12 protein-coding genes and 1 pseudogene are annotated in these 11,678 nt (G+C 47.9%); 12 read left to right on the top strand and 1 reads right to left on the bottom strand.

What is annotated here, in order from left to right; all coding sequences use genetic code 11:
• Positions 1-3: 3 nt before the first annotated feature.
• The 12 genes from UF06_RS02630 (at position 4) to glmU (ending at position 10,341) form a co-directional block, all read left to right on the top strand.
• The gene (locus UF06_RS02630; RefSeq protein ID WP_039422363.1) at positions 4-777 is read left to right on the top strand and encodes a ParA family protein; all 774 of its coding nucleotides are present in this window, start codon (positions 4-6) and stop codon (positions 775-777) included.
• Between the two features lie 24 nt (positions 778-801).
• Positions 802-1,683 carry a ParB/RepB/Spo0J family partition protein gene (locus UF06_RS02625; protein ID WP_045569061.1) on the top strand — a complete coding sequence of 294 codons (882 nt, stop codon included), beginning with the start codon at positions 802-804 and terminating at the stop codon, positions 1,681-1,683.
• 190 nt (positions 1,684-1,873) lie between these two features.
• Positions 1,874-2,263 carry a F0F1 ATP synthase subunit I gene (locus UF06_RS02620; protein WP_039422368.1) on the top strand — a complete coding sequence of 130 codons (390 nt, stop codon included), beginning with the start codon at positions 1,874-1,876 and terminating at the stop codon, positions 2,261-2,263.
• Between the two features lie 8 nt (positions 2,264-2,271).
• Positions 2,272-3,084, top strand: coding sequence for a F0F1 ATP synthase subunit A (gene atpB, locus UF06_RS02615; RefSeq protein WP_039440860.1), 813 nt, complete (start codon positions 2,272-2,274; stop codon positions 3,082-3,084).
• 52 nt (positions 3,085-3,136) lie between these two features.
• Positions 3,137-3,394, top strand: coding sequence for a F0F1 ATP synthase subunit C (gene atpE, locus UF06_RS02610; protein WP_011079050.1), 258 nt, complete (start codon positions 3,137-3,139; stop codon positions 3,392-3,394).
• 70 nt (positions 3,395-3,464) lie between these two features.
• On the top strand, positions 3,465-3,935 hold the full coding sequence (gene atpF, locus UF06_RS02605) for a F0F1 ATP synthase subunit B (RefSeq protein WP_045569060.1): 471 nt from the start codon (positions 3,465-3,467) through the stop codon (positions 3,933-3,935).
• A gap of 14 nt (positions 3,936-3,949) precedes the next feature.
• The gene (gene atpH, locus UF06_RS02600) at positions 3,950-4,483 is read left to right on the top strand and encodes a F0F1 ATP synthase subunit delta (RefSeq protein ID WP_045569059.1); all 534 of its coding nucleotides are present in this window, start codon (positions 3,950-3,952) and stop codon (positions 4,481-4,483) included.
• Between the two features lie 13 nt (positions 4,484-4,496).
• Positions 4,497-6,038 (top strand): F0F1 ATP synthase subunit alpha, encoded by a 1,542-nt coding sequence (gene atpA / locus UF06_RS02595; RefSeq protein WP_045569058.1) that lies wholly within the window; start codon positions 4,497-4,499, stop codon positions 6,036-6,038.
• A gap of 43 nt (positions 6,039-6,081) precedes the next feature.
• Positions 6,082-6,948 carry a F0F1 ATP synthase subunit gamma gene (gene atpG, locus UF06_RS02590; RefSeq protein ID WP_045569057.1) on the top strand — a complete coding sequence of 289 codons (867 nt, stop codon included), beginning with the start codon at positions 6,082-6,084 and terminating at the stop codon, positions 6,946-6,948.
• A gap of 35 nt (positions 6,949-6,983) precedes the next feature.
• The gene (gene atpD / locus UF06_RS02585) at positions 6,984-8,387 is read left to right on the top strand and encodes a F0F1 ATP synthase subunit beta (protein WP_045569056.1); all 1,404 of its coding nucleotides are present in this window, start codon (positions 6,984-6,986) and stop codon (positions 8,385-8,387) included.
• An 18-nt stretch (positions 8,388-8,405) separates the two neighbouring features.
• Positions 8,406-8,828 carry a F0F1 ATP synthase subunit epsilon gene (locus UF06_RS02580; protein ID WP_045569055.1) on the top strand — a complete coding sequence of 141 codons (423 nt, stop codon included), beginning with the start codon at positions 8,406-8,408 and terminating at the stop codon, positions 8,826-8,828.
• Positions 8,829-8,979: 151 nt separating this feature from the next.
• On the top strand, positions 8,980-10,341 hold the full coding sequence (glmU, locus tag UF06_RS02575) for a bifunctional UDP-N-acetylglucosamine diphosphorylase/glucosamine-1-phosphate N-acetyltransferase GlmU (protein ID WP_045569054.1): 1,362 nt from the start codon (positions 8,980-8,982) through the stop codon (positions 10,339-10,341).
• A gap of 45 nt (positions 10,342-10,386) precedes the next feature.
• Here the strand turns inward: glmU and punC are convergent.
• A pseudogene (punC, locus tag UF06_RS02570) lies at positions 10,387-11,575 on the bottom strand (purine nucleoside transporter PunC).
• Between the last annotated feature and the right edge of the window lie 103 nt (positions 11,576-11,678).

The raw sequence follows: 11,678 nt of genomic DNA, 5'->3' as shown, positions 1-11,678 counted from the left end.
ATCGTGGGTAAAATCGTAGCCATTGCCAATCAGAAAGGCGGAGTCGGAAAAACGACTACCTGTGTGAATTTAGCGGCCTCCATGGCTGCCACCAAACGCAAAGTTCTGGTTATCGACCTTGATCCGCAAGGAAACGCTACGATGGCCAGTGGCGTCGACAAGTACATGGTGGATGCCACCGCCTACGAACTGTTGGTGGAAGATACTCCGTTTGATCAGGTGGTCTGTACCACTACCACTGGTAAATATGACCTGATTGCGGCCAACGGTGATGTTACTGCCGCTGAAATAAAACTGATGGAAGTGTTTGCTCGCGAAGTGCGTTTAAAGAACGCCTTAGCCGCAGTTCGTGATAACTATGATTTCATCTTTATTGATTGTCCTCCTTCTTTAAACCTTCTTACAATCAATGCCATGGCTGCGGCGGATTCCGTTTTAGTGCCAATGCAATGTGAATATTTTGCATTAGAAGGTTTAACTGCGCTTATGGATACCATTAGTAAGTTGGCTGCGGTGGTGAATGAGAACCTCAAAATTGAGGGGTTACTGCGTACCATGTACGACCCGCGCAACCGCCTTTCCAATGAAGTATCCGATCAACTGAAAAAGCATTTCGGTAGTAAGGTATATCGCACGGTGATCCCACGTAATGTGCGCCTGGCTGAAGCGCCAAGCCACGGGAAACCGGCAATGTACTACGACAAACACTCAGCAGGCTCAAAAGCGTATCTTGCGCTCGCTGGCGAAATGCTGCGTCGAGAAGAAATCCCAGTTTAACCTTAACCGAAGGAATTCGTCCCCATGACTAAGCGTGGTCTAGGAAAAGGACTGGATGCTCTGCTGTCCACCAGTTCGTTAGCTCGTGAAAAACAACAAATCGCCACCCACAGCCAAAGTTTGTCGGCCGAAGGTGAATTGACCGATATTGCTGTTGGTCACCTGCAACCCGGGATTTACCAGCCACGTAAAGAGATGTCTCCACAAGCGTTGGAGGAACTGGCAGCCTCCATTCAATCGCAAGGCATTATTCAGCCGATTGTGGTGCGTGCGCTCAATGATGGCCATTTCGAAATTATTGCAGGTGAGCGCCGTTGGCGTGCGGCTAAGCAGGCTGGGCTAAAACGCGTGCCTTGTCTGGTGAAAAATGTCGAAGATCGCGCGGCGATCGCCATGGCATTGATAGAGAATATTCAGCGTGAAGATCTCAATGCGATCGAAGAAGCTCAAGCATTAGAACGGCTACAAGATGAGTTTGCACTGACACACCAGCAAGTGGCGGATGTGATTGGTAAATCGCGAACCACGGTGAGTAATCTGCTCCGATTGAATAGCCTTGAGCCTGAAGTGAAACAATTTGTCTCGCAGAAGCTGCTGGAGATGGGCCATGCCAGAGCCTTGTTGGCCTTGGAAGGTGAGCAGCAAGTTGAAGTGGCTCAGCAAGTTGCGAGCAAGCTGTTGACCGTACGCCAGACCGAGCAATTAGTGAAAAAGTGTTTAACACCTAAGGTTGAGCAAGAATTGCCATCAAAGGATGAAGAAACACAACAAATGTCACAAAAATTGAGTCGACTGTTGGGTGCTAAGGTTTCTATTGTGAGATCCATGAACGGCAAAGCAAAATTGACAATTAGTCTTGATGAGCCTCACAAATTAGAGCAACTAATTGCCAAGCTAGAAAGCTAAATGAGATAATTGATTTAGGTCAATTATGCAAAAAATCATTTTTTGTACGAAAGTTGTCGGTTTGTAAACAAAACTGTAAGTTTTTGCTGCGTTTTAATTGCAATCGGTTGGACTCACCGTATAATTTTCGCCAATTTCCCTCACCCCTAAAAAGACAAGGTGATATGGGAGTTACTAGAGGTACGAATACATGGTAGCTGCGTTAGCTAGGCCAGGACGAGAGCTTGCAAAGCAATTGTTATTGATCGAGGCTGGCGCGGTTATTTTGCTGGCAGCAGGGATGGCGGTGGCTGTTAATGCTGAATGGGGGTTTTCATCGCTAATAGGCGGTAGCATTTTTGTTGCGGCTAATGCGGTGTTTTCTGTTTGTGCGTTCCTGTTTGTGGGGGCTAGGGCGGCGAAATACGTTGCCATTTCCTTTTACACAGGTGAAGCGCTGAAGATCCTCATTACAGTAGCGCTATTTTCTGTGGCCTACATGTATATGCAGGTGGAACTTGTTCCCCTGAAACTAACCTATTTGCTGGTTCTCGGTATTAATATCTTTGCGCCAGCGCTATTCATTAACAACAAAAAATAGGATGAGTTATGGCTGCGCCAGGTGAAGCGCTAACAGCTTCCGGTTACATCACTCACCACCTTACCAACCTTTCAACTTACAAGTTGGGGCTGGTGGCGGAAGAGACGAGTTTCTGGAACGTACATATCGATAGTCTGTTTTTTTCGTGGTTTACAGGTCTAATTTTCCTCGGAATTTTTTACTCTGTGGCGCGCAAAACAACAGCCGGTGTACCAGGTAAGCTTCAGTGTGCTGTAGAAATGGTTGTAGAATTTGTCGCCACAAACGTCAAAGACACATTCCATGGACGCAACCCGCTGATTGCACCTCTAGCACTGACTATCTTTTGTTGGGTATTTTTAATGAACTTGATGGACCTTGTGCCTATCGACTTCCTACCATACCCGGCAGAGCATTGGCTCGGTATCCCTTATTTGAAAGTGGTTCCGTCGGCTGATGTGAATATCACCATGGCTATGGCACTAGGCGTTTTTGCTCTGATGATTTACTACAGCATCAAAGTGAAAGGTCTGGGCGGGTTTGCCAAAGAACTGGCTTTGCATCCATTTAACCACTGGACAATGATCCCATTCAACCTACTGATTGAAGTGGTATCGCTACTGGCGAAACCTCTCTCTCTTGGTATGCGTCTGTTTGGTAACATGTTCGCGGGTGAGGTTGTATTCATTCTTTGTGCGGCAATGCTACCATGGTATCTACAATGGATGGGCTCACTACCATGGGCGATCTTCCATATTCTGGTAATCCTGATTCAGTCATTCGTGTTCATGATGTTAACGATTGTTTATATGTCAATGGCCCACGAAGACAGTGATCATTAATTTTGTTTATTCTTATTAGACTTTTAGTTAATCGCTATAATTGGAGATAGTAATGGAAACTGTACTAAGCTTTTCTGCAATCGCAGTAGCAATCATCGTTGGCCTGTGTGCTTTAGGCACTGCGGTAGGCTTCGCTGTTCTAGGTGGTAAATTCCTAGAAGGTGCTGCTCGTCAACCAGAAATGGCGCCTATGCTTCAAGTTAAGATGTTCATCATCGCAGGCCTACTTGATGCGGTTCCAATGATCGGTATCGTAATCGCACTTCTATTCACGTTCGCAAACCCATTCGTAGGTCAACTAGCTGGTTAATCATCGGTTTTGAACGACAAGCGTCAGCTTGTCTTTGATTAACACTAACTCGAATAGAGGGGTAGCTGTTGTGAATATTAACGCAACTCTGCTAGGTCAAGCATTCTCGTTTGCACTCTTTGTGTGGTTCTGTATGAAATACGTATGGCCACCAATCATGCAAGCGATTGAAGAGCGTCAGAAGAAAATTGCTGACGGTCTGCAAGCAGCGGAACGTGCTGCGAAAGACTTGGATCTAGCGCAAGCTAATGCTTCTTCTCAAATGAAAGAAGCAAAGCGCACAGCAACTGAGATCATCGATCAGGCCAACAAACGTAAAGCGCAGATTATTGATGAAGCTCGCGAGGATGCACAGGCTGAACGCCGTAAGATCCTTGCGCAAGCGGAAGCAGAAATCGACGCAGAGCGTAACCGTGCCCGCGATGAACTGCGCAAACAAGTTGCAACTCTGGCTGTCGCTGGTGCAGAGAAAATCCTTGAGCGTTCCATCGATAAAGATGCGCACAAAGATATTCTCGATAACATTACTGCAAAACTTTAAGTTTGGGGGCGCTTATGTCTGATTTGACTACAATCGCACGCCCCTATGCTAAAGCAGCATTCGACTTTGCCGTAGAAAAAGGCCAACTGGACCAATGGGGTCAAATGTTGTCTTTCGCTGCGGAAGTTGCCAAGAACGAACAAATTAGTGAACTGTTAACTGGTTCAATGTCAGCCGAAAAGCTGACGGAGCTATTTGTAGCGATTTGCGGCGAACAAGTGGATGAATATGGTCATAACCTTCTGAAGGTGATGGCTGAGAATGGTCGGTTAAAGGCCCTTCCTGATGTTTGTAAGCAGTTCTTTGCTCTGAAAAAAGAGTATGAGAAAGAGATTGATGTAGACGTGATTTCTGCAACAGAACTTTCTGATGAACAAATTGCAAATATCAGCAGCAAACTTGAGCTGCGTCTTGAACGCAAAGTGAAGCTGAATTGCAGTATAGATGAGGCCCTACTTGGTGGGGTGATTATTCGAGCCGGAGACTTAGTCATCGACAACTCAGCACGTGGTCGTTTGAACCGCCTGAGCGATGCATTGCAGTCTTAATGGGGATTGGAGCATGCAACTTAATTCCACGGAAATCAGCGATCTAATCAAGCAGCGTATTGAATCATTCAACGTTGTTAGTGAAGCTCGTAATGAAGGTACTATCGTATCGGTAAGCGATGGTATTATTCGCATTCACGGCCTAGCGGACGTGATGCAAGGTGAAATGATTGAATTACCGGGTGGCCGTTATGCACTAGCACTTAACCTTGAGCGTGACTCGGTTGGTGCGGTAGTCATGGGCCCCTATGCTGACCTTAAGGAAGGCATGAAAGTAACAGGTACTGGTCGCATTCTTGAAGTGCCAGTCGGTCCAGAACTGCTTGGTCGCGTAGTGAACACACTGGGTGAGCCAATTGACGGTAAAGGTCCAATTGAAGCCAAATTGACTTCTCCTGTTGAAGTGATTGCACCGGGTGTAATCGACCGTCAATCGGTTGATCAACCTGTACAAACTGGTTATAAGTCAGTTGACTCCATGATCCCAATCGGTCGTGGTCAGCGTGAACTTATCATCGGTGACCGTCAAACTGGTAAAACAGCCATGGCGATCGACGCAATCATCAACCAGAAAAACTCTGGTATCTTCTCTATCTACGTCGCGATTGGTCAGAAAGCTTCTACTATCGCTAACGTAGTACGTAAACTGGAAGAGCACGGTGCTCTGAAAAACACCATTGTGGTGGTGGCTTCAGCGTCTGAATCTGCTGCACTGCAATACCTGGCGCCATATGCAGGTTGTGCAATGGGTGAATACTTCCGTGATCGTGGTGAAGATGCGTTGATTGTTTATGATGATCTTTCTAAGCAAGCTGTTGCTTACCGTCAGATCTCTCTACTTCTGAAGCGCCCACCAGGCCGTGAAGCATTCCCAGGTGACGTATTCTATCTCCACTCTCGTCTACTAGAGCGTGCTGCTCGTGTAAACGCAGACTACGTAGAGCGTTTTACTAAGGGTGAAGTGAAAGGTAAGACCGGTTCTCTGACTGCTCTTCCTATCATCGAAACTCAAGCTGGTGACGTTTCTGCATTCGTACCGACTAACGTAATCTCGATTACTGACGGTCAGATCTTCCTGCAAACTGAACTGTTCAACGCGGGTGTCCGCCCAGCGGTTGACCCAGGTATTTCAGTATCTCGTGTAGGTGGTTCTGCTCAGACGAAAATCATCAAGAAGCTATCAGGTGGTATCCGTACCGCGCTAGCGGCTTACCGTGAATTGGCGGCGTTCGCTCAGTTCTCTTCGGATCTTGATGAAGCGACTAAGAGACAGTTGAACCACGGTCAAAAAGTCACTGAACTGATGAAGCAGAAGCAATATGCTCCGATGTCAGTTTTTGACCAAGCGTTAACTATCTTTGCGGCAGAGCGCGGCTATCTAAGTGATGTAGCACTGAATAAAGTGCTGGATTTCGAAGCGGCTCTACTATCGTATGCTCGCGGTCAATACGCTGAACTAGCAGCGCAGATCGACAAGACGGGTGCTTACAACGATGAAATCGAAGCTCAGTTCAAGAAACTGGTTGACGATTTTAAAGCAACCCAAACTTGGTAATAAGTCGGTGGCAGTGGCTGCCACCAACTAATGGAGAGTAACGATGGCCGGCGCAAAAGAGATACGTAGTAAAATCGGTAGTGTTAAAAGCACTCAGAAGATTACGAAAGCGATGGAAATGGTAGCAGCTTCAAAAATGCGTCGTTCTCAAGACGCCATGGAAGCTTCTCGTCCATACGCGGAAACAATGCGTAAAGTGATCGGTCATGTGGCAAACGCGAGTCTAGAATATCGTCATCCGTATCTAGAAGAGCGTGAAGCCAAGCGTGTTGGTTACATCATCGTTTCCACCGACCGCGGTCTGTGTGGCGGCTTGAACATCAACGTGTTCAAAAAATCCCTCACAGACATGCAAGCGTGGAAAGAGAAAGGCGCTGACGTCGAACTGGCTCTGGTTGGTTCGAAAGCAACGGCTTTCTTTAAGAACAGCGGCGCTAAAGTAGCGGCTCAGGTATCTGGTTTGGGCGATAGCCCGAGCCTTGAAGACTTGATCGGCTCAGTCAGTGTCATGTTGAAGAAATATGATGAAGGTGAACTGGACCGTTTGTTTGTGGTATCGAACAAATTCGTTAACACCATGGTTCAGCAACCAACGATCGATCAATTGCTACCTTTGCCTAAATCGAACAGCGAAGAGATGCAGCGTCAGCACTCATGGGACTACATCTATGAGCCTGAACCAAAACCTCTGCTTGATGCCCTGTTGGTGCGTTACGTAGAGTCTCAGGTTTACCAAGGTGTGGTTGAGAACCTTGCTTGTGAGCAAGCGGCTCGAATGATTGCGATGAAGGCTGCAACCGATAACGCGACTAACCTGATTGAAGATTTAGAACTTGTGTACAACAAAGCCCGTCAGGCGGCGATCACACAAGAACTGTCGGAAATCGTTGGTGGTGCAGCGGCGGTTTAAGCTTAGGTTAAACGAAACAGTTTAGAGGATTAACGATGGCTACAGGTAAGATCGTACAGATCATCGGTGCGGTAGTCGACGTAGAGTTCCCACAGAGCGCAGTACCAAGCGTATATGATGCTCTTAACGTTAAGGACTCAAAAGAGCGTCTCGTTCTTGAAGTTCAGCAACAGCTAGGCGGTGGCGTAGTTCGTTGTATCGTGATGGGTAGCTCTGATGGTTTACGTCGTGGAGTAGAAGTGGTAAATACTGGTGCTCCAATTTCAGTACCAGTAGGTACTAAGACCCTAGGTCGTATCATGAACGTACTTGGTGATGCGATTGACGAGCGTGGTGAAATCGGTGCAGAAGAGCTGTACTCAATTCACCGCCCAGCGCCTAGCTACGAAGAGCAGTCAAACGCAACTGAGCTGCTGGAAACGGGCGTTAAAGTAATCGACCTAATCTGTCCATTCGCTAAGGGTGGTAAGATCGGTCTATTCGGTGGTGCAGGTGTAGGTAAGACCGTTAACATGATGGAACTTATCAACAACATCGCACTGCAACACTCAGGTCTGTCTGTATTTGCTGGTGTTGGTGAGCGTACTCGTGAGGGTAACGACTTCTACCACGAAATGCAGGAAGCGGGCGTTGTAAACATCGAGAAACCAGAAGAATCGAAAGTAGCGATGGTTTACGGTCAGATGAACGAGCCACCGGGCAACCGTCTACGCGTTGCACTGACTGGTTTGACAATGGCAGAGCGTTTCCGTGACGAAGGTCGTGACGTTCTACTGTTCGTTGACAACATCTACCGCTACACACTAGCTGGTACAGAAGTATCTGCACTACTAGGTCGTATGCCATCTGCGGTAGGCTACCAGCCAACGCTAGCAGAAGAGATGGGCGTACTGCAGGAGCGTATCACGTCAACCAAACAAGGTTCTATCACCTCTGTACAGGCGGTATATGTACCTGCGGATGACTTGACTGACCCGTCTCCAGCAACCACGTTCGCGCACTTAGATGCAACGGTTGTACTTAACCGTAACATCGCAGCAATGGGTCTGTACCCAGCGATCGACCCACTAGATTCGACGTCTCGTCAGCTAGATCCACTGGTTGTTGGTCAAGACCACTACGACACAGCGCGTGGTGTTCAACAGACACTTCAGCGCTACAAAGAGCTGAAAGACATCATCGCAATCCTAGGTATGGATGAACTGTCTGAATCGGACAAGCAAGTGGTTGCACGTGCTCGTAAGATTGAGCGTTTCTTAACTCAGCCTTACCACGTAGCGGAAGTATTTACAGGTGACCCAGGTGTTTACGTATCTCTAAAAGAGACTCTACGTGGCTTCAAAGGTCTGCTAGCTGGTGAATACGATGACATTCCAGAGCAAGCGTTTATGTACTGCGGTACGATTGACGATGCTATCGAGAATGCGAAGAAGCTATAAGGCTAACTAGGAGGCGATATGGCAGCAATAACCTTTCATCTGGATGTGGTGAGCGCGGAGAAGAAAATCTTCTCTGGTCGTGTTGAAACCTTTCAGGTGACCGGTAGCGAAGGTGAGCTGGGTATTTTCCATGGCCACACACCGCTGCTGACCGCTATCAAGCCTGGTATGGTGCGTATTGTGAAGCAACACGGCCACGAAGAGTTCATTTATGTCTCTGGTGGTATCGTTGAAGTTCAGCCTGGCACGGCAACCGTGCTGGCTGATACAGCGATTCGTGGTGAAGAGCTAGACGCAGCGAAGGCAGAAGAAGCGAAACGTCGTGCTAAAGAGAATATTCTCAGCCAGCATGGCGATATGGACTTCGCACAAGCGGCCAGTGAACTGGCTAAAGCCATTGCTCAGCTTCGTGTAATCGAGCTGACAAAGAAACGTCGTTAATTTTAGCGGTGTTTTAGTAGTGATAAAGGCGGTCATATTGACCGCCTTTTTGCTTATTTTTTATCAGAAATTTTTATCATCAAGTTAACTAATATCAATTAGCTGGGTAAAATAAGCGCCAATATTTTTGTCAACGTCATAGGTTAGAACAATGAAATTTAGTGCGGTAATTCTCGCGGCGGGTAAAGGTACCCGTATGTATTCCAATATGCCCAAGGTATTGCACTCGTTAGCGGGTAAACCGATGGTCAAACATGTGATAGACACTTGCACTGGTCTTGGCGCGCAAAATATTCATTTGGTGTACGGCCATGGCGGCGATCAAATGCAAGCGGCACTGGCTGATGAGTCAGTTAATTGGGTATTACAGGCTGAGCAGCTAGGGACGGGGCATGCGGTCGATCAAGCGTCAGCGCAGTTCCAAGATGACGAAAAAATCTTGGTTCTGTACGGCGATGTACCGCTCATCTCTTCCGAAACGATTGAAAGCTTGTTGGATGCACAGCCCAAAGGCGGTATTGCTCTTTTAACTGTAGTGCTGGATAACCCAACCGGTTATGGCCGTATTGTGCGTAAAAATGGTCCTGTTGTGGCGATCGTTGAGCAGAAAGATGCCAATGAAGAGCAGAAACTGATCAAAGAGATCAACACAGGGGTGATGGTTGCGACAGGAAGTGACTTGAAACGTTGGTTATCAGGACTCAATTGCAACAACGCTCAAGGTGAATACTATCTGACCGATGTGATTGCGGCGGCGCACGACGAAGGCAATGCGGTGGAAGCGGTGCATCCGGTCAATCCGATTGAAGTGGAAGGCGTGAATGACCGCATTCAACTGGCTCGCCTAGAGCGTGCTTTCCAATCCATGCAAGCGAAAAAACTGCTTGAGCAAGGTGTGATGTTGCGTGATCCTGCGCGTTTTGATCTGCGTGGTGAGCTGCAATGCGGTATGGACTGTGAGATCGATGTGAACGTGATCATTGAAGGTAACGTCTCTTTAGGTGATAACGTGGTGATCGGCGCGGGTTGCGTACTGAAAGATTGTGAAATCGACGACAACACCATCATTCGTCCGTACAGTGTGATTGAAGGTGCTACCGTTGGTGAGCAGTGCACCGTGGGTCCGTTTACCCGTCTTCGCCCTGGCGCGGAAATGCGCAATGACTCGCATGTGGGTAACTTCGTTGAAGTAAAAAATGCGCGTATTGGTGAAGGATCGAAAGCGAACCATCTAACCTATCTTGGCGATGCAGAAATTGGCCAGCGTACTAACATTGGCGCGGGAACCATCACCTGTAACTACGATGGCGCGAACAAGTTTAAAACCATCATTGGTAATGACGTGTTTGTTGGCTCAGATAGCCAACTGGTGGCTCCAGTGACGATTGCCGATGGCGCAACCATTGGCGCTGGTACCACGTTAACCAAAGATGTTGCTGAAGGTGAGTTAGTGATTACTCGCGTTAAAGAACGTAAAATTGCTGGCTGGCAGCGTCCTGTAAAGCAGAAATAACAAAAGTATCGCCGCTCAATAGAGCGGCGATTTTTTCAAAAGGCGTTACTCGTCGCTGACTACGCGTGCGTTGTCAGGCGTGGTGAAATGTTTTGACAGTTCACGATTGGATATCCCATAACCCACCCATAACCAGAATGATCGCGATACCGGTAACCGCTTGCGCTTGGCTGGCAAGCGCTGCAACCAAGGCACTCGACAAGCTACTGACGGTGATTTGCAAGCTGTTTTGCAAACCCGCCGCGGTCGCCGGGCTCTGCTTAGCACTGGCAAGTGCACGGTTGACCACGATAGGATAGAGCGCACCATTGGCCACGGCAATCAAACAGAATGGCGCTAAGATTGGCCAAATAGAGGTTAACTGCCATTGTGATGCGATGAAAATCAGCAGTGTGGCGACGCTAAACAGACCAATCAGTTGACGCAGGACTTTTTCATCACCAAATTTACGCACGCCAACTTTACCTAAGTATCCCCCCACCATAAACGCGATGGTTTGCGGCACAAAGCTCATGCCGATATCTTTGGCATCGTAGCCAAGCTGCGCCATGATTTCAGGCATCCCAGTCAGGTAAGCAAAGAAAGCGGCAGACGCGGTGGCGAACATCAGCACGTTGCCCAAATAGGTTTTTGAGCTGAGTAGCTGTTTGATATCCGCTTTTACACTGCTTTGCTTTGACTCATTGGCGACACTCGGCTGTGCCATGGTCGCCGCAACCAAGACCAATCCCAGTACGGTTAACGCGACAAAAATACTGTGCCAGCCAAAACTATCTGCTAGCACCACGCCCAGTTGAGGCGCGAGCGCAGGAGAAAGCGCCACCAGCGGCATAATGGTAGCAAAAATTTGTTGGCTGCTGCTGGAGTAACGTTTGATGACCATGGCTTGCCAGATGACTGCAGGCGCGCACACGCCGATCGCTTGCACAAAACGCAAGCTGAGCAGCTGCCAGACTTGATCACTGAATGCCAAGCCAAATGAGGCCAGCGTAAACAGAGCGAGGCCAACTGCCAAGGTATTACGGTGGCCAAATTTATCAGAGGCAAGGCCCCAAAGCAGTTGACCGACTGCCATGCCGACCAAGAAGACCGTTAACGAGAGTGCGATCTGTTCTGGCCCAGTCATAAAGTCGATTTCCATTGCTTTAAAGGCGGGGAGGTACATGTCTGTTGCGACAAAGCCGAGCATCGAGAGGGCTGCAAGATACACAAGCTGGATTTTTGAAATGTTCATGGTTATTCCATTCAATTTTTTTCACTAAAAATGTTTTGTGATCAGTTGGCGCCAACCCTGATTTATATACCCTGCTATTCTATTTTTCGCTTTTGATAAAATA

The sequence above is a fragment of the Vibrio sp. S234-5 genome (genome assembly GCF_000960595.1).
Taxonomy (GTDB): Bacteria; Pseudomonadota; Gammaproteobacteria; order Enterobacterales; family Vibrionaceae; genus Vibrio.
The sequence above is the reverse complement of the archived record's forward strand: the minus strand, read 5'-3'. Positions and strand labels throughout refer to the sequence as shown.

Coding starts and splice junctions, on each gene's coding strand:
- atpA (WP_045569058.1), top strand. CDS start 4,497: ATGCAACTTAATTCCACGGAAATCAGCGATCTAATCAAGCAGCGTATT.
- atpG (WP_045569057.1), top strand. CDS start 6,082: ATGGCCGGCGCAAAAGAGATACGTAGTAAAATCGGTAGTGTTAAAAGC.
- UF06_RS02620 (WP_039422368.1), top strand. CDS start 1,874: ATGGTAGCTGCGTTAGCTAGGCCAGGACGAGAGCTTGCAAAGCAATTG.
- atpH (WP_045569059.1), top strand. CDS start 3,950: ATGTCTGATTTGACTACAATCGCACGCCCCTATGCTAAAGCAGCATTC.
- atpB (WP_039440860.1), top strand. CDS start 2,272: ATGGCTGCGCCAGGTGAAGCGCTAACAGCTTCCGGTTACATCACTCAC.
- atpE (WP_011079050.1), top strand. CDS start 3,137: ATGGAAACTGTACTAAGCTTTTCTGCAATCGCAGTAGCAATCATCGTT.
- glmU (WP_045569054.1), top strand. CDS start 8,980: ATGAAATTTAGTGCGGTAATTCTCGCGGCGGGTAAAGGTACCCGTATG.
- UF06_RS02625 (WP_045569061.1), top strand. CDS start 802: ATGACTAAGCGTGGTCTAGGAAAAGGACTGGATGCTCTGCTGTCCACC.
- UF06_RS02580 (WP_045569055.1), top strand. CDS start 8,406: ATGGCAGCAATAACCTTTCATCTGGATGTGGTGAGCGCGGAGAAGAAA.
- atpD (WP_045569056.1), top strand. CDS start 6,984: ATGGCTACAGGTAAGATCGTACAGATCATCGGTGCGGTAGTCGACGTA.